The organism is Gordonibacter sp. RACS_AR68 (assembly GCF_030418485.1).
GTDB classification, from domain to species: domain Bacteria; phylum Actinomycetota; class Coriobacteriia; order Coriobacteriales; family Eggerthellaceae; genus Gordonibacter; species Gordonibacter urolithinfaciens.
Genome location: NZ_JAIPUP010000008.1, coordinates 1 through 16461 on the forward strand (window position 1 = coordinate 1; position 16461 = coordinate 16461).

The following is a 16461-nucleotide window of genomic DNA, read 5'->3' on the forward strand; positions in this document are numbered from 1 at the left end:
ATCGCCCGCGCCATCACGAGGACGCCTCCCCCGCGCCCGCCAGCGACGCGCCCGCGTTGCCCGCCGCGTCGAGGCCCTCGGCCGCGCCGAACGAGCCGCCGCCGAGGAAGGCGTCGTCGCGATCGTGCACGAAGTCGTAGAACGCCTGCTCGATGCGCACCCAGCCGCGCCACCCGGGGTGCACGGTGTCGCAGAGGAAGTACTTCTCGTACTCGCAGGTGGAGAAGTCGGCGTAGGCCGCGCCCGCCGCGTCAGCGATGCCGCGCACGCGCTCGTAGTACGCCTGCCGCTCGTCGGCGGAGACGCCCTCGCGATCGTACCAGGCGCCGTGCACCGGCAGGATGACCACGAGCGGCTCGATCCCCGTCTCGCGGCACACCTGGAGAAAGCACGCGAGGTCGGCGTACTCCTCGTCGGCCTGCGAGAAGGTCTGGCCGCGCTCGGCGTCGTAGCCGGAGTTCTTCTGCCAGTACGCGTCGTAGACGCCGTAGTCGTTCGTGGTGCAGGCGGCGTCGCCCGACGCGTCGGCCTCCTCGAGCAGCGCGTCCCAGTCGGGCTCGCCGGTGGGCTGGCCCGCGGCGCGCACGGCGCTCTTGAGCGGCGCCTGGCCCACCACGCTCGGCAGCTCGGAGCGCAATCGCAGGTCGTCGGCCGCCGTGCGCACCGCGTCGTTCACCGCGTCGAGCGGCGTATCGCGATGCGCGGCCGCCGTCGTCTTCGCGTCCACGCCCAGCTGCTCCACGCGCGAGCGCACGTAGGCCTTCGTCTCGTCCGAGATGCTCGGGTTGTCCGCGAACTGGCGGTACAGCGCGTAGGAGAACTTCGAGGCGAACTTGCCCTGGTCGCCGTTGCCCTTGAAGAACCACTGGGGCGACACGACGATCATCGCCTTTCTATTCTTCACCCGGCTTCCGTACGCGCCCGCGGCGATGGCCTGCCACAGGCTCTGGTCGTACGCCTCGCCGACGTAGGTGAGGTCGACGCCCGTCACGTTCTCACCGAGCACCTGCTGCGGGCACTGCGCCACCTTGTCCTTCGAGATGTAGAATTCCGACGACCCGAACGCCAGGTAGCCGTCGTCGCTCATGGTGTCCAGCGTGAACGCCGTGCTCTCGGACTTCGTGCCCGAGTACACGTAGTCGTACAGGCGCGCGGGGTCGTGCGCGGTCTGCGCGGGCAGCAGGGCGTTCGCGCCCGCCAGCACGAGCGCCGCCGCCAGCAGCCCCGCCAGCACCGCGCGCAGGAGGCGCATGCCCGACGGAGCCGCGCCCGGGATGTCCGACCGGTTCGCCATGATCGCCTACAGCCTGATCTCCACCTGGTGGATGATGAGGTTCACCGTGTTCATCTCGGCGCGCTCAACCTCGGTGGGGGCGATGAACACGCCGAACTCGTCCTCGATGTCCACGAGCAGCTCGATGGCGCCCATCGAGTCGAGCAGCCCGAGCGCGAACAGGTCCTCGTCGCGGCGCACGCGCACCTCATCGTCGCCGCACACCTCCTCGAGGATGTCGAGCATCTTCTCTTCGAGCTCCTCGTGCGTCGTATCAGCCATGGAACGCTCCTTTCACGAGCATCGTGATCTGCCCCGAGAACAGCGCGAACCCGAACATCACCAGCTGCAGCGTGACGAACCAGGACAGCGCCTTGAACGCGGGGTCTTTCCTATGCGCCTTGTAGAACTTCGACCTCTTCTGGAACGCCTCGGTGCCGGCCAGCAGCAGGCCGTGGAACAGGCCGTACAGCAGGTAGTCCGCCGTGAGGCCGTGCCAGGCGCCCATGAGGGCCATGTCGAACACGAAGCCCCAGCACGCGACAGCCAGCCGGCTGTCGAACCAGCGGCGCTTCAGCGCCAGGCGCGAGAAGCGCATGAACACGAAATCGCGCAGCCAGAACGACAGGGTGATGTTCCACCGGTTCCAGAAGTCCTTGATGTCGACGGAGGCGAACGGGGCGCGGAAGTTGCGCGGCGTCCGGATGCCGAAGCAGTAGCTGGCTCCCATGGCCATGAGGCTGTAGCCCGCGAAGTCGAAGAACAGGTACAGCCCGTACGCGTACGCCGTCTGCACCTGCGCGCCCAGCTCGACCAGAAACGGGCCCGAGCCCCAGGCCGCCGGCGCGTAGAACCGATGCAGCCACGCGGCCACGACGAAGGTGTAGACGAGCCCGACCAGCAAAAGCAGGATGCCGCGCGCCAAGAGGCCCGCGTACTCGTCGCGCGAGCGCACCGCGTGCGCATCCTCGGCGAACCGGCGCGACCGGTCGATGGGGCCCGAGGTGAACACCGGGAAGAACAGGAGGAAGTACAGGTAGTCGAACAGGCCGAGCTCCTCGATGATGCCGTCGCGCACCTCGAACAGCACCTGCAGCGCCTTGAACGTGATGTAGGACACGCCCATGAAGCCCAGCAGGTTCTGGTCGAACACCGCGCCGACCTTCGCCGAGAGAAGCGGCGCGAGGATGAGCGCGAACGCGACGGCGAAGCGCTTGTTCGAGCGGGGCTTCGCCAGCACCCAGCGCGTCGAGAGCACGGCCACCGCCACGAAGCACAGCGCCACGGCCAGCCCGGGCAGGTCCTTGCAGAACAGGCACGCCAGGAACGCTGCCGAAGCGGCCATGCCGTAGCGCGCGAGCGGCTTCTCGCGCAGGCCGAGGAAGGCGGCGCCCGCCACGGCCAGCGCCAGCAGCGCGAAGAAGCTCGGATCGGCGTAGAACGTCATCGATGCTCGCCATGCCTCATGCCTCGGCCAGCGCCTTGCGGTCCACCTTGCCGTTGCAGGTGAGCGGCAGCTCGCCCACGAGCGTCACCGCGCGCGGCACCATGTAGCCGGGCACGCGCTCGGCGAGCCGCGCCTTGATGAGCCGCGCGATCTCGAAGTCGGTGCCGGCCGGACGCTCGCGCAGCACGACGCACGCCTTCAGGTACGCCACCCGCTCGCGGCGGCGCACGGGCACCACGGCCGCCTGCTTCACGAGCGGCAGCGCGCCGAGGTTCTCCTCGACGTCCTCCAGCTCGATGCGGAACCCGTTCACCTTCACGAGCGAGTCGAAGCGGCCGTCGCAGTACAGCATGCCGCTCTCGTCGAGGTGCCCCGCGTCGCCCGTGCGGTAGGCGCGCGCGGGCGAGCCGTCGGCGAGCGTCGCGTCGAAGAAGGCTGCGGCCGTCTTCTCGGGGTTGCGGAAGTAGCCCTTGGCCACCGTGTCGCCTACGATGACGATCTCGCCGGTCCGCCCGGCCTCGCACGGGGCGCCCGTCTCGGGGTCGACGATGCGCAGCTCGGTGCCGGGGCGCGCCGCGCCCACCGGCAGCGGGCGCTCGCCGGCGAGCTCGGCGTCCCCGATCTCGACGTAGGTGACCGCCACCGTGGACTCGGTGGGGCCGTACGTGTTCGCGATGCGGGCGCGGGGGAAGCGCTCGCGCAGGGCGGCGGCCGTGGAGCGGCGCAGGGCCTCGCCGCAAAACAGGAACAGGCGCACGTCGGGCAGCAGCCGCTCGTCGAAGCTGCGGTCGACCAGGCACAGGTCAGCGAACGACGGCGTGGACGTCCACACCTCCACGCCCGAAGCGCGCAGGTCGGTGAACAGCGCCCGCAGGTCCTCCGTCTCCTCGCGCTCGACGGCGTGCAGGCAGCCGCCCGTGGACAGCGCGCCCACCACCTCGTACTCGGACAGGTCGAACGAGTACGGCGGTTGGTCGAGGAACACGCGCCCGCCCTCGCCGATCACCGGGAAGGTGCGCACCCAGTCCATGAAGCGCGCGACGTTGCGCGCGCTCACCTCGATGCCCTTCGGGCGGCCCGTGGATCCGGACGTGAAGATGAGGTACTGCGTCTGCTCGCCCGTCACCCAGCGCCCGCGGTCGGGCGCGCGCACCGGGCAGGGGGCCGACGCGATCGCGCGCACGTCCACGATGCGGCCGACAGGCACGCAGCCGCGCAGCGCCTCCGGCACCGGCACCGTCGCTGCCAGCAGCGGCGCGCCCAGCTGGGACACGATGTCCATGAGGCGCGCGGCGGGCATCTCCGTGTCCACCGGCACGAACGCGTGCCCGCTCTTCAGGCAGCCCAGGAAGCCGGCCACCATGAGCGGCGCCTTGTGCCCCAGCACCACGACCGGCGCGCGGTCGTCCGTGCGCGCCGCCAGCGTCGCGGCGATGGCGTCCGACAGCTTCCACAGCTCCCCGTACGTCATCGTCGTCCCGTCGGCCGCGCGGTAGGCGGGCGCCTGCGGACGCAACCGCACCGCTTTCTCAACCGAAAGCAAGAATCCGTTCTCCTCTGCCATCTACCACCGCCCCGTCTCTCTCGTCGTGGTTGAAGCCCGACTGCGTTCCTCAAGCGGGCGGATCAAAGATAGGACCCGATTATGGAAGCGCTGTTGCGGCCACAGACTCCTGACAGAACGGTCACCGGCCCGTTACGGAATGCGCGCAAACCTCACGGTTCGCAGCCCTATACTGGTTGGGGGTTCAGAAAGCGACGGAGGTGCCATGAAACCCACCATCTACCTGGATGCGGATGCGTGCCCGGTCACGGCCGAGGCGCTCGCGGTCGCGCGCGCGTGCCAGGTGCCCGCCGTCATCGCGGGCAACTCGACGCAGAACCTGGCGCGCCATCTGCGGCGGGGCGACCCGCGCACGCCCACCGGCGGGTTCTGGGTCGACACGCTGCCCGTAGGCGTGGGCGCGGACGCGGCCGACTTCGCCATCGTGCAGGAACTCCAGCCCGGCGACATCGTGGTGACGCAGGACATCGGCCTGGCCGCCATGGCGCTCGGACGCGGCGCGCGGGCCATCGGCGTGCGCGGGCGCGTGTTCACGCTGGCCACCATCGACCTCGACCTGCACATCCGCCACGAGGAGAAGAAGGTGCGCCGGCAGGGCGGGCGCACGCGCGGCCCCGCCCCCTTCGAGGACGACGACCGCGAGCGCTTCGCGGCGAACCTGCGCCGCCTCGTGGGGGAGTCGCTGCGCGACGGAGAACGAGAGCACTAGCTGGCGAGGTTTCCTGCTGCAAAATCGCCGATTTCGGCGCATCGACGGGAGTTCGAAGGGGCCCGTCGCAAAACCATTACCCTCGATACCGTTTCCACCAGGACTTTCGACTAGGGCTTCCGAATCAATACGAGGCACGGGGCGTTCCCCGACTTGCCACAACGCCGAAATCGGTGATTTTGTAGCGCACATGCGCCTCAGTGAAGGCCGGGAGCCCTTCGGGTCCCGAGAGCCGGCGCATCATGCGGCGGGCATGTTCTCCCCAGTAGCCCGACGAGGCGTCGTCGTTGCCGACGATCGCCTTCGCGCGCAGCACGCCCTCGGCCGACAGGTCGGAGAACCCGATGACCGCCCCGTCCATTCCCCGCTGCAAGCCCTTCATGCCGTGCGGGCGCCGCTCGACGAACGCTTTCCGATACGCGCGGTCCGGTGCCGTTCTCGACGAAGCCGCCCTAGTCCGCGCGGAGCGGGAACCCGCCCTCCCCGAGCCCGAGGCGACCGAGCCGACGATGCCGCGAGCACTGCGACGAGCGCGCCCGCCCGCGCGTGCCCCGTACAGGCGGGCGGCTGCATGCCGACTTCCCCGTCGTTACGACTCGTCGCCGTCTTGATCGGCCTTCAATGCTTCGAAGGCGGCCTTCATGGTGGGGTTCTTCCTGGTCAGGCGCTTGATGGTGAGGTCCTGGGCCTTGTTGTTCGCCAGGCGCAGGTTGTTCTCGGACGACACGAGTGCGTCCTTGGTCTTCTGCAGGTGCAGGATGGTCTTGTCGATCTCGTCGATGGCCGTCTGGAACTTGCGGCTGGCCAGGTCGTAGTTGCGCGCGAAGCCCGTCTTGAACGCCTCCATCGACTCCTCGAAGTTCGTGATGTCGATGTTCTGGTTGCGCACGACGGCCAGCTCCGCCTTGTACGCCATCGAGTTCAGCGCCGCATTGCGCAGGATGGAGATCATCGGGATGAAGAACTGCGGCCGGATGACGTACATCTTCTCGAACCGGTACGACACGTCCACGATGCCCTGGTTGTACAGCTCGCTCTCCGGTTCGAGCAAGGTGACCAGCACCGCGTACTCGCACCCCTTCTTCGTGCGGTCGGCGTCGAGCTTCTTGAAGAAGTCCTCGTTCTTGTGGCGGTAGGCCGACTCGTCGGACTCGTTCTTCATCTCGAACATGATGGAGACGATCTCGTTTCCCTCCTCGTCGCACTCGCGGAAGATGAAGTCGCCCTTGCTGCCGCCGGACTGATCGTTGTCCTTCTCGAAGTACGCGCGCGGGAACGCCGTGGCGCGGATCTTGTTGAACTCAACCTCGCAGTGCTGCTCGAGCGACTCGCCCACAAGCTTGGTCGACAGGCGCGCCTTCATGTCCTTGTAGCGCTCGATCTCGCCCTCCTTGTAGGCGATGATGTCGTCCTTCGCCTTGAGCTCGATGGCCAGCTGCTCCTTGAGGGCGCTGGCAACCTGGCACTTCTCGGCATCCTTGAGCTTGACCTGCGCCGCAAGCTCGTCGCGCTCGCGCTCGAGGGCCGAGCGCGCCTGCTGGACCGCCAGCTGCTTCTCGGCCTCGTTGGCGCGCTGCTGCGCGGACAGGCGCTGCTCGAGCTCGGCGATGCGGGCATCCTTCGCCGCCGCCGCGTCGGCCAGCGCCCGCTCGCGCTCGGCCTGGGCCAGGCGCGACTCGCTCTCGCGCTCGCGCGCCGCCGCCTCAAGGCGGGCCTCCAGCTCGGCGATGCGCGCCTCCTTCTGCGCCGCCGCTCCCTGCGCATCGCCGAGCGCTTGGGCCACGGCGAGCTCCACCGCCTGGCGCTTCTCGGTTTCCAGCAAGTCGGCGTGGCGGCGCACCTCCTTGTCGAACTCGGCGTCGCGCACCTGCTTGAGGATGGCCGCGAAGCCGGCCTCGTCGATGGTGAACATCCCGCCGCAATGGGGGCACTTGATCTCGTTCATGCTCTCTCCTTCTCGCGTCCCGACGATTCTACCGCATCCGCCCGCCCCTGGCAGTCCCACGTCCGGAACACTCGTCGAAGCCTCCGCCGTCGGACGCGGCGGGAGGGGCGGGAGCGCATCCCGCATGCGCCCGTCCGGAGCGGATTTGTTTCAAAACGTTTAAATAATCATTGTCATCACCGTTCGCACCTTATAATGAGGGCATGTGAAAATTCCCCGAAGGAGGTTCCCCCACCATGAGCTACGTCGATCGCGTCATCGAGCAGGTGAAGGCCAAGGATGCCGAGCAGCCGGAGTTCATCCAGGCCGTCACCGAGGTGCTGAAGTCCCTGGAACCGGTCATCGAGTCCAACCCAGCCTACGAGAAGGCGGGGCTGCTCGAGCGCATCGTCGAGCCGGAGCGCGTCATCATGTTCCGCGTGCCGTGGGTCGACGACGAGGGCAACGTGCACGTGAACCGCGGCTACCGCGTGCAGTTCAACAGCTGCCTCGGGCCCTACAAGGGCGGCCTGCGCCTGCACCCGTCGGTGAACCTGGGCATCATCAAGTTCCTGGGCTTCGAGCAGATCTTCAAGAACAGCCTGACCACGCTGCCCATGGGCGGCGGCAAGGGCGGCTGCGACTTCGACCCGAAGGGCAAGTCGGACCTGGAGGTCATGCGCTTCTGCCAGAGCTTCATGACGGAGCTCTACCGCCATATCGGCGCCGACACCGATGTGCCGGCCGGCGACATCGGCACGGGCGCCCGCGAGGTGGGCTTCATGTTCGGCCAGTACAAGCGCATCAAGAACGTGTGGGAGGGTGTGCTCACCGGCAAGGGCCTGTCCTACGGCGGCTCGCTCGCCCGCACCGAGGCCACGGGCTACGGCCTCATCTACTTCGTGCAGGAGTACCTGAACTGCCATGACGACTCCTTCGAGGGCAAGACCGTTGCCGTGTCCGGCTCCGGCAACGTGGCCATCTACGCCACGCAGAAGGCCCAGCAGCTCGGCGCGAAGGTGGTCACGCTCTCCGACTCCGCCGGCTGGATTCACGACCCGGCGGGCATCGACGTGGACCTGGTCAAGCAGATCAAGGAGGTCGAGCGCGGCCGCATCAGCGAGTACGCGAAGCGCAAGGAAGGCGTGGAGTACCACGACGGGCGCGGCGTGTGGAGCGTGCCCGTGGACATCGCCCTGCCCTGCGCCACGCAGAACGAGCTCTTGCTCGAGGACGCGAAGCAGCTCGTGGCGAACGGCTGCCAGATCGTGGCCGAGGGCGCGAACATGCCCACCACGATGGACGCCACCGACTACCTGATGGAGAACGGCGTGGTGTTCTGCCCCGGCAAGGCGGCGAACGCCGGCGGCGTTGCCACGTCCGGCCTGGAGATGTCGCAGAACTCCGAGCGCCTCTCCTGGTCGTTCGAGGAAGTGGATGCCAAGCTGCAGGGCATCATGAAGAACATCTACCACGCGGCCGACGACGCGGCCAAGGAGTACGGCCACGAGGGCAACTACGTCATGGGCGCGAACATCGCCGGCTTCAAGAAGCTCGCCGACGCCATGATGGCCCAAGGCATCGTGTAGCGCGAACGCGACGAAGCGAGCGCATGAAGAGGCCCTGTCGATCGACGGGGCCTCTTCATGTTCTACTTCCGGCGCCTGCGATTGGAGCCGAACCCCTCGGGCTTGTCGCGATCGAGCAGCTTGATCGTCCGCTCCAAGAGCGCCACGAGGTCGTCGCCGTCCTCGGGATAGTACACAGCTGCCGAACGTGCGCGGCAGAACGCCTTGCGGTCGCCCGCGCGCACCTTCCACATGAGGGCGAGCTCGAGCGAGCGCATCGTGTCCACGAGCACCTGCTTGCCCACCCGCCCGCGGATGGCGACGGCGAAGGTTCCGCAGCCCACCCGTGCGCCCACCTGGTTGCCGCGCACCGCCGCGTCTATCTCCCCGAGCACTTTGCCAAGATACTCCTGTCGCGCGTCCCGGCCCATTGCGATGGACGTTTCCTCGAAATCGTCCACCGTCGCGCAGATGAGCGTGAGCGGCGAATCGGGGCCGAGCCTTTCTTTCTCGAGCATCTCAACGAAGCCGTCGAAGTTGTACATGCCCGTCTCCTGATCGGTGCGCTTCGCCCGTTCGACGCATCGTTCCATCCGCCTCGTCCGTTCACCGAGGAACATAAGGCCGACTAAAAGGAGCGAGATTGCGGTCGCCACGGCCACGATGGCCGCCGTCCAGAGGCCCGGAACCCAGCCGTCGGCCGGCATGACGGACAGCGTCCATTCGGAGGGCATGCCGAAGGTCGCTTTCGCCGCATGGGAGAAATCGTGCCCCCCGTCCGAAACGGCGATGACGTCCTTGCGACCGTCCTGGGGGCTTACCGCCCACAGCTCGTAGAGGTAGCCGCCCTGCTCGAGCAGGGAAAGGTCGAGCTGCTCGATGACGAAATCCGCCTTGAGGGCCACCGCAACCTCGCCATGGTACGCGCCGTCGACATCGACGGGTTCCACGAACACGAACGACTCAACGCCGTTCTCAAGCGTGACCGGCCCCTCCACGACGAAGCCGTCGGTATACTTCGCCAAGGTGAACACGTAGGTGAACTGGGAGAGGTCGCGCCCCACCATGTTGCCGAAGTCGCTTTCAGGAAACGCGTAGCGCATCGTATCGTCCACCACGTAGAGAACGCCGACCACCTCGTCGCGCGCGAGGAGGGCATCCGCAGCAGCGGGCAACCATGCCTCGTCGGAAGGATCGACCTCGAGGGCGGCCACCAAATCGCCCGTCTCGCCCAAGCCGCCCTTCAGCTTCAACTCGATGGTCTGCTGGAATGAGGCGAGCAGGTTGTCGGCATCGGTCCGGCGAATGTCCTTCACCTCGTTGTAGACGGCCATGCCGAGCGCGGCGCACAGCGCGACCGCCGCGAGGGAGAGCAACGCGAATCCGAAGCCCCCTCGCCACGCCGAACGCCTCATGACCACTCCTCGTCCTGGTAGACGCAGTAGCCTTCTTTGCCACGCTGCTTGACAAGGTACAGCGCACGATCCGCCTGCTCCAAGAGCTCGTCGGCGTCCACCTGGCGATCCCACACCGACGCGCCCATGCTGCAGTGCACCGCGAACGAGGCGCTTCCAGCCCGGATATCCACGTGCAGGCGCTCGGTGAGCTCGTCGAGGACGCGTCGCAGTTCGGCCTCGTCGTCGAAGTCGGTCATGAGCAAGGTGAACTCGCCTCCCCCGTAGCGGCCGACCAATCCGTCGTAGCGGCGCTCGAACTCGCGCAGCAGGAAGCCCACGGCTTTGAGCGCCATGTCTCCGGTTGCGTGGCCGAACGTGTTGTTGATGCCCTTGAAGTCATCGATATCGATGAAGCAGAGCACGTAGATGCCGTCGCCGGCGCCGTCCAGCGCGTTCGCCAGCCGGCTCGTGAACACCGAGCGCGTCACCGTGCCGGTCAGGCCGTCGGAAAGCCCCGATGAGGTGAGCTCGATGAGGTCGGCGAAGCCGCTGTCGGCGGGTCCGTCGCTGTAGACCTTCTTCTGCAGCTCGGCAACCGACTTCTCCAAAAGGCGCGCCTTCTTCATCTGGCGCGCGAAGGGGCGCTGCATAAGCAGGAAGGCCGCCGCGATGACTGCCACCGCCACGATGGCCAGCGGGAAGATGACGCGCATGACCTTGGCATACGCGTCCCAGAACCCTGCCACGCTCACGACGTCCCACTCGGTACCCGCCACGGGAGAGGCAGTGTAGTAGCGCACATCGAGGCCGTCCACGGTCCAGAACGCCACCGGGTTCAGGTCCAGAAGCTCGCTTTGCACGACGTCGGCGGTCATGCCGAAGGCGATGGAATCGCGGATGGGCTCGAGAAAGGGATCGTCGTACACGTGCCCCGACGTGGCATGGCACCCTGCCCGTCGCGCAACGGCACGATCACGGTGTAGTTGAGGGTGGTGCCGTCGGCGCCCGCCACGAAGCTGTCGGTGACGTAGCGCTCGCCGGTGGAGTACACGCGCTGCATGTGCGAGCGGCTGGCCAGGCTGGCAGGTCCCGTTGCGTCCCACACGTTGATGTCGGCGTCCACATAGCAGAGCAGGAAGAACCCGAAATGCTCGTTTACCTTGTCGACGAAATCTACCTTCTCCATTACGTCGACGTCGGGATCATAGAGCGTCTCGCTCTCCGCGAGCGTCTCGAGCAGCTTGAACGTCTCGTCAATGCGCCCCTCCACGCGGGGAAGGGCCGCCGCGATCGACACGTCCGCCTCGTGACGCATGTCGGAGACCGCCATGAACGCTCCGAAGGCGAACACCACCATGACGGAGACAACGGCCAGCATGACACCGTAGAGCGCCATCTGCTTGTACGAGAACCTGGAGGCCCCCTGCCCGTTGCCCGCCTCGCCCGCCATTACGTATCGCTCCTTCGCCTTTAGATCCACGGAGGCATTGTAGCATGGTGAAAGGCTTTGAACTGGGAGGATTTCCCGCCTGCTTGAACCTCTCTACACGGTCTCGCCCGCCTCGTACGAGGCACCAACCGCGCCTAACGGACGACGCCCTACGAGGCCTGCAGCACCTTGGCGGACACGACGTTGCTGGGGGATATGAGGATGGCGCCCACCGAGCCGACGGCCGGGGCGTCCACGTAGAACGTGCCGTCGATGGTCTCGCCCATGACGAACAGGTCCTCGTCCTGGGTGGACACCACGATGTCGATGCCCGAGACGTCCTCGGCGTACTCCTTGTCGGGCGTGACGAGCACGATGAAATCGACCTTGTGGCGCTTGAAGTAGGCGATCTGCTTCTCCAGCACGATGGTGGACGTGGGCTCGGCGATGCCGAAAACGCCGAAGCGGTGCCCGCCCTTCTTCAGGATGACGCCCTCGCGGTACGCGTCGAGGTCGACCGTGTCGAGCGAGAACACCGTGGCGCCCTTCTCCTCGTAGCCTTCCTTTGCCTCCTGGGCGCTGAGCGTCTTCTTCTTCGAGCCGAGCAGGCTCTCCCCGGCATCCGTTCCCGGGACGGACGCGGTCCCTGCCGTGCCGGTGGCGTCTTTGCCGCCGGACGACCCCGGGGCATCCGGCGAGCCGGCATCGGCCTCCTTGCCGGCAGCCGCGCCTTCGGCCGATTCCTTGCCGTCGGCCGCGTCCCCAACCGCATCGTCCTCCGCAGCCGCATCCCCCGCACCCTTCCCGGCCACCGGTTCGACGGCAGTCCCCGGGTACACGATGGCGGTGTAGCCGTCCATGCTTCCGAACGTGTCATCCAGGTTCGATGCCGCCACGTTCCAAGAGTGCCCTGCCACCAGGTACCATCCCAAGCCGCACAGGCTAAGGACGATAAGGACCAGGAACACGAAGAGCGCTATTTTCTCGCGAGATTTCACCGACATAATGCTCAGCATTATACCGTGCCGCATTGAGGCCGTCCCCCAGATGGGCAACCGACAGAATTTCGACAGCTACGCGCTCCCGCCGACGCGGGCGCTGCAAGGGACGACGGCGCGACCGATCGCCCGCCTACACCAGCTTCTCGTAGGCGATGCGCTCGGGCGTGCCCGCCTCGGCATGCGCAATGTAGATGACGCCGCATTCGGCGTAGCCGCTCTTCTCCAGCAAACGGCGCATGGGCAGGTTGCCAGGATGCGTGTCGATGCGCACGCTCTCGCATCCTCGATCGCGCGTCAGCTCCTCGGCGCAGGCCAGCAAGAACGAGGCGGCGCCCCGCCCCTTGCACGAGGCCGAGACCGCCACGCGGTGCACCACGCCGTAGCACGCATCATCCGAGCGCGTGTTGGTGAGCCATGAGCCCCGATCGATCAGGTCGTAGTCGCGTTCGCCCGAGAAGCCCACCATAGCCGTGGCCACGACGTCGCCTTCGTCGCCGACCACGACGTAGGACTCTCCGCGTGCACGATCGGCTTCGATAGCCTCGCGATGCGGGTACCCGCCCTGCCACTGGTCGATGCCGAGCTCGGCGAGCGCGCGCCGGCCGTCGGCGAGGATGTCCATGATGCGGTCGACGTCCGACGCGCGGGTTGAGCGGAATTGCACGGGGATGTTCTCTTTCTTCTCAAAGGAGCCGTTCGAAACATAGCGTCGACCCGCAGGTCGCAGGGGCGCCTTGGGGCGCGGTCAGAGGATTGCACGGCCGGCGGGGCCGCCCGCCTTCACCACAGGCGCTCGAACGCGGCGCGGCGTCTCTCACGGCCCAGGCGGTCGCGCAGGACAGCGGTGCCGCAGGACGAGAAGCCGTACTCCATGAGCAGCGCGCGCATGGGCTCGTTGCCCTCGTACACATCGCAGCGAAGGCTGCGCTTGCCGGCAGCCTTCGCGAGGCGCTCGGCCTCGCCCAGGATGAACATGCCCACGCCGCGGCGGCGCGCCTCCGATGCCACGCACACCCAGTGCAGGGCCGCATACGGGGCCTCCCCGGCAGGAGGCTCGGCAGACTCGGTGAGCCAGTCCGCGCCCGAGGAACGGCCATAGGCCTCGTCTCCGCGCGGATCGACGGCAAACACGCCGATTATGCGCTCGCCGCCGGCCTCCTCGTCGCCGGTGCGCTCGGGCACCGTGACCACATGGGCGGTGCCCCAGTCGATGGCGCGCATGACGCGGCGCTCGGAGGGGTACTTCTTCGACCCCTTCTCCTCGATGCCCAAGGCGGCCAGCGCCTCGTGGCCGTCTTCCAGCACCTCCTGGAAGCGCACGAAGTCGTCGTGCGTGGCAGGACGGGAGCGATAATAGCCCAGAAGCGAGGCGCGTCCCTCGAAGGGCGGCAGGTCGTCGGGCGAGCCGTCCAGGCCGCCCTCGCCCTTCGCGGGCGCCTCCTCGCGCTGCGTCACCAAGAGCACCATGACCACGATCATGGCGATGCCCGCCACGTCCACCGGCGTGACGGGCGTGCCCAGCCACACGGCCGAGATGACCGTTGCCGACACCGGCTCGACGCAGCCCACGAGGCCGGCACGCACCGGGCCGGCATCGGTGATGCCCTGCAGGTAGAACAGGTACGCGGCGAACGTGCCGATGATCACCATGGCACCCATGACGCCCACGAGCTCGGGCGTGATGTCCACGGGGATGCTCCACGGCTGCACGAACACGGTGGCCACCGTGCCCCCCAGGAGCATGGCCAGGCCCGTGACGATGAAGCTGCCCCACTTCGCCAGCACCTTGCCGGGAAGCAGCGTGTAGGCCGCCAGCGCGAATGCCGACACGATGCCCCACATGAGCCCCTCGGCCGGTATGGCGAGCGCTCCGATGTTGCCCTTCGTGGCGATGAGGAACGTGCCGCCCAGGGCGAACACGAGGCCGAACAGCTCGCGCGGCTTCGGCCAGCGCCGCACGCGCACGCACACGATGAACATGATGACCACGAGGCCCAGGCGTTCCAGCACGGTGCCCGTGCCCGCATTCGTGTAGGAGATGGCCGACAGGTAGCTCATCTGGGTGAGCAGCACGCCGAACATCGAGAAGGCCGCGATACGGAGCAGCGAGCGCTTGTCGCGCAGCACGGCGCGCAGGCTGCGCCAGTTCTTGAAGAGGCACGCCACGAGGAAGATGAGGGCTCCCAGCAGCAGGCGCACGCAGGTGATCCACGCCACCGGCACCCCGAGCTCGCTCGTCATGAGCTGGGCGCAGGTTCCCGAGAACCCCCAGCAGATGCCGCCGAGCGCCGCGAACGCGATGCCGCGTGCCACATGGCTTTTCCTGGGCGCCGCCTGCGCGATTGACGCCTGACCGGCCATGGCCCTCCCCCTCTCCTTGTCTCGCGGGGCTTTGCCCCCCTTGCATCCATCAGCGCATTGTCCCACGGAAGCCCACCACGGTAAAGAGGTTTGGCGAGCCTTTTGCGTCGTTTTTGATCATGCGCCCAAAACCGGGCGCAGACGGCCCTTGCCTACAGAAGGCGCTCGTAGGCCACCCGGGTTTTCCGGCGGCCGAACACGTCCCTCATGGAGAGGATGCCGCAGCGCGCATAGCCGTGCTTCTCCAAGAGCTTCTGGATGGGCACGTTCCGCTCGTACACGTCGGCGCGGATGCTCCGGCGCCCGCCTGCGCGCGCGATGCGGCCCGCCGTCTCCAGGATGAACTGACCCACGCCGCGCCGCCGCGCCGCGGGCGCCACCGAAACCCAGTGCAGTTCGGCGTAGGGTTGGGGCTGTTCGTCCGTGTCGGTGAGCCAGGCGCCGTCGATGCCCGCCGCATAGTTCTTGTCGGGCGAGAACGACACGGCGAACACGGCTATCATATGCCCATGCGCGTCCTCCACCACGTGCGTCGTGCCGTTCTTTATGCTGTGCATGAGGCGGCGCGCCGAGGGGTACTTCTTGCGCCCCTCGTCGATGCCGAGCGCGGCGAACGTCTCGTGCCCGGCATCGAGCAGGGCCGACACCTGGTCGAAGTCCTCGCGCACGGCGGGACGGCTCGTGTAGTAGCCCAGCACCGAGGCGCGGCCGGCGAACAGCGGCGGATCGTCGTAGGCGACCATGCCGGCGGCAATCGGCTCCGCGACTCCGTCTGCGGCCCGCGGCTTCTTCTCCCGTTCGGTCACGAGGAAGATCATGGCCACAATGAGGCCGCAGCCCGCCAGGTCCCACACCGACACGGGCGTATGCAGCCAGAACAGGGCCAGCACCATGGCCGACACCGGCTCGACGCAGCACAGCAGGCTGGCCTTCACCGGGCCGGCGTCGGCCACGCCCTGCAGGTACAGCATGTAGGCGCCCAGCGTGCCCACGAGCACGATGGCCACGAGCGCCGCCAGTGCGCCGCCCGAAAGCTGCACCGGAACGGCCCACGGCTGCACGACGGCCGACGCCGCCGAGCCGCCGAACAGCATGGCCAGCCCCGTGACCAGCATGGCGCCCCATTTCTTCAGCACGCGCACGGGCATGAGCGTGTAGAAGGCCAGCGCCACGGCCGACACGAGCCCCCATCCCAGCCCCTCGGGCGGGATGGCCAGCTGGTCGATCTCGCCCTGCGTGGCGATGAGCAGCATGCCGCCCAGGGCGCACGCGAGCCCCAGCGCCTCCCGCACGCGCGGCAGGCGCCGGGCGCGCACGCACACGTAGAGCATGATGAGCACGAGGCCGATCTGCTCGATGGTGGTGCCCACGCCGGCGCTCGTGTACCTGATGGCGTTCAGGTAGCTCATCTGGGTGAGCAGCACGCCGAAGACGGCGAACAGCGCGATCTGCACGAGCGAGCGGCGGTCGCGAAACACGGCCACGAGGTCGCGCCAGTCGCGCACTGCGGTTAGGAACAGGAAGAACACGGCGGCGATGACCATGCGCACGCAGGTGATCCACTCCGCCGGCGCGCCGTAGTCGTTCATGAGCAGCTGCGCGCAGGTGCCCGAGAAGCCCCAGCACACCCCGCCCGCCAGCGCGCACACGATGCCGCGCGCCATATGCCGGCCTCCCGCCGGAGCCCCTGCCGCCTCTGTCACCTGCACCCGCTCCCCTCGTTGTCCGCTGGATTCCCGGCCGGAAAAGGCCGCAGCGCATTGTCGCACGAGCACGCGGGCAGGTAAA

15 protein-coding genes are annotated in these 16461 nt (G+C 67.7%); 2 read left to right on the plus strand and 13 right to left on the minus strand.

All coding sequences use genetic code 11. The features are described 5' to 3' along the window. Window positions 1-13: 13 nt before the first annotated feature. Genes dltD through dltA form a run of 4 tightly spaced genes read right to left on the minus strand, consistent with a single transcriptional unit; the run spans window position 14 to window position 4284 of the window. Entirely contained in the window at window positions 14-1294 is a 1281-nt protein-coding gene (dltD, locus tag K9U15_RS13470) for a D-alanyl-lipoteichoic acid biosynthesis protein DltD (RefSeq protein WP_301156366.1), read from the minus strand. A 6-nt stretch (window positions 1295-1300) separates the two neighbouring features. After that, entirely contained in the window at window positions 1301-1555 is a 255-nt protein-coding gene (dltC, locus tag K9U15_RS13475) for a D-alanine--poly(phosphoribitol) ligase subunit DltC (RefSeq protein WP_301156368.1), read from the minus strand. Continuing rightward, complete coding sequence (gene dltB, locus K9U15_RS13480) at window positions 1548-2720, minus strand: D-alanyl-lipoteichoic acid biosynthesis protein DltB (RefSeq protein ID WP_301156370.1); 1173 nt, start codon at window positions 2718-2720, stop codon at window positions 1548-1550. The genes dltC and dltB overlap by 8 nt, the downstream gene beginning before the upstream one ends. Window positions 2721-2736: 16 nt before the next feature. Next, the gene (gene dltA, locus K9U15_RS13485) at window positions 2737-4284 is read right to left on the minus strand and encodes a D-alanine--poly(phosphoribitol) ligase subunit DltA (protein WP_123674346.1); all 1548 of its coding nucleotides are present in this window, start codon (window positions 4282-4284) and stop codon (window positions 2737-2739) included. Between the two features lie 205 nt (window positions 4285-4489). Between dltA and K9U15_RS13490 the strand changes: the two genes are divergently transcribed. Continuing rightward, on the plus strand, window positions 4490-4993 hold the full coding sequence (locus tag K9U15_RS13490; RefSeq protein ID WP_301156372.1) for a DUF188 domain-containing protein: 504 nt from the start codon (window positions 4490-4492) through the stop codon (window positions 4991-4993). A gap of 124 nt (window positions 4994-5117) precedes the next feature. Here K9U15_RS13490 and K9U15_RS13495 read toward each other — a convergent pair whose 3' ends face one another. Both K9U15_RS13495 and K9U15_RS13500 read right to left on the minus strand, forming a co-directional pair. Next, a complete protein-coding gene (locus K9U15_RS13495) occupies window positions 5118-5354 on the minus strand; it encodes a hypothetical protein (protein ID WP_227154101.1) in 237 nt (78 codons plus the stop codon). 228 nt (window positions 5355-5582) lie between these two features. Beyond that, on the minus strand, window positions 5583-6938 hold the full coding sequence (locus K9U15_RS13500) for a DUF2130 domain-containing protein (protein ID WP_096228469.1): 1356 nt from the start codon (window positions 6936-6938) through the stop codon (window positions 5583-5585). A 236-nt stretch (window positions 6939-7174) separates the two neighbouring features. Between K9U15_RS13500 and gdhA the strand changes: the two genes are divergently transcribed. Continuing rightward, window positions 7175-8506 (plus strand): NADP-specific glutamate dehydrogenase, encoded by a 1332-nt coding sequence (gene gdhA / locus K9U15_RS13505; protein ID WP_301156374.1) that lies wholly within the window; start codon window positions 7175-7177, stop codon window positions 8504-8506. A gap of 62 nt (window positions 8507-8568) precedes the next feature. On the opposite strand, the gene K9U15_RS13510 is transcribed toward gdhA, so the two are convergent. From K9U15_RS13510 to K9U15_RS13540, 7 genes are all read right to left on the minus strand, one after another. After that, window positions 8569-9900, minus strand: coding sequence for a GGDEF domain-containing protein (locus tag K9U15_RS13510; RefSeq protein WP_096228468.1), 1332 nt, complete (start codon window positions 9898-9900; stop codon window positions 8569-8571). Further along, complete coding sequence (locus tag K9U15_RS13515; protein ID WP_241557739.1) at window positions 9897-10808, minus strand: GGDEF domain-containing protein; 912 nt, start codon at window positions 10806-10808, stop codon at window positions 9897-9899. The genes K9U15_RS13510 and K9U15_RS13515 overlap by 4 nt, the downstream gene beginning before the upstream one ends. Next, window positions 10754-11332: a hypothetical protein gene (locus tag K9U15_RS13520; RefSeq protein WP_227154098.1), complete on the minus strand. Its 579-nt coding sequence runs from the start codon at window positions 11330-11332 to the stop codon at window positions 10754-10756. The genes K9U15_RS13515 and K9U15_RS13520 overlap by 55 nt, the downstream gene beginning before the upstream one ends. Before the next feature lie 149 nt (window positions 11333-11481). Then, window positions 11482-12315, minus strand: coding sequence for an alcohol dehydrogenase (locus K9U15_RS13525; protein ID WP_096228696.1), 834 nt, complete (start codon window positions 12313-12315; stop codon window positions 11482-11484). 127 nt (window positions 12316-12442) lie between these two features. Next, window positions 12443-12976 carry a GNAT family N-acetyltransferase gene (locus K9U15_RS13530; protein ID WP_087191603.1) on the minus strand — a complete coding sequence of 178 codons (534 nt, stop codon included), beginning with the start codon at window positions 12974-12976 and terminating at the stop codon, window positions 12443-12445. 116 nt (window positions 12977-13092) lie between these two features. Beyond that, the gene (locus tag K9U15_RS13535; RefSeq protein ID WP_301156377.1) at window positions 13093-14673 is read right to left on the minus strand and encodes a GNAT family N-acetyltransferase; all 1581 of its coding nucleotides are present in this window, start codon (window positions 14671-14673) and stop codon (window positions 13093-13095) included. A 152-nt stretch (window positions 14674-14825) separates the two neighbouring features. Continuing rightward, window positions 14826-16337, minus strand: coding sequence for a GNAT family N-acetyltransferase (locus tag K9U15_RS13540; protein ID WP_087191605.1), 1512 nt, complete (start codon window positions 16335-16337; stop codon window positions 14826-14828). Between the last annotated feature and the right edge of the window lie 124 nt (window positions 16338-16461).

Bases quoted from the DNA above. Each gene is read 5' to 3' on its own strand.
- dltD (WP_301156366.1), bottom strand. From the start codon at position 1,294: ATGGCGAACCGGTCGGACATCCCGGGCGCGGCTCCGTCGGGCATGCGC.
- dltC (WP_301156368.1), bottom strand. From the start codon at position 1,555: ATGGCTGATACGACGCACGAGGAGCTCGAAGAGAAGATGCTCGACATC.
- dltB (WP_301156370.1), bottom strand. From the start codon at position 2,720: ATGACGTTCTACGCCGATCCGAGCTTCTTCGCGCTGCTGGCGCTGGCC.
- dltA (WP_123674346.1), bottom strand. From the start codon at position 4,284: ATGGCAGAGGAGAACGGATTCTTGCTTTCGGTTGAGAAAGCGGTGCGG.
- K9U15_RS13490 (WP_301156372.1), top strand. From the start codon at position 4,490: ATGAAACCCACCATCTACCTGGATGCGGATGCGTGCCCGGTCACGGCC.
- K9U15_RS13495 (WP_227154101.1), bottom strand. From the start codon at position 5,354: ATGGACGGGGCGGTCATCGGGTTCTCCGACCTGTCGGCCGAGGGCGTG.
- K9U15_RS13500 (WP_096228469.1), bottom strand. From the start codon at position 6,938: ATGAACGAGATCAAGTGCCCCCATTGCGGCGGGATGTTCACCATCGAC.
- gdhA (WP_301156374.1), top strand. From the start codon at position 7,175: ATGAGCTACGTCGATCGCGTCATCGAGCAGGTGAAGGCCAAGGATGCC.
- K9U15_RS13510 (WP_096228468.1), bottom strand. From the start codon at position 9,900: ATGAGGCGTTCGGCGTGGCGAGGGGGCTTCGGATTCGCGTTGCTCTCC.
- K9U15_RS13520 (WP_227154098.1), bottom strand. From the start codon at position 11,332: ATGGCGGGCGAGGCGGGCAACGGGCAGGGGGCCTCCAGGTTCTCGTAC.
- K9U15_RS13525 (WP_096228696.1), bottom strand. From the start codon at position 12,315: ATGTCGGTGAAATCTCGCGAGAAAATAGCGCTCTTCGTGTTCCTGGTC.
- K9U15_RS13535 (WP_301156377.1), bottom strand. From the start codon at position 14,673: ATGGCCGGTCAGGCGTCAATCGCGCAGGCGGCGCCCAGGAAAAGCCAT.
- K9U15_RS13540 (WP_087191605.1), bottom strand. From the start codon at position 16,337: ATGGCGCGCGGCATCGTGTGCGCGCTGGCGGGCGGGGTGTGCTGGGGC.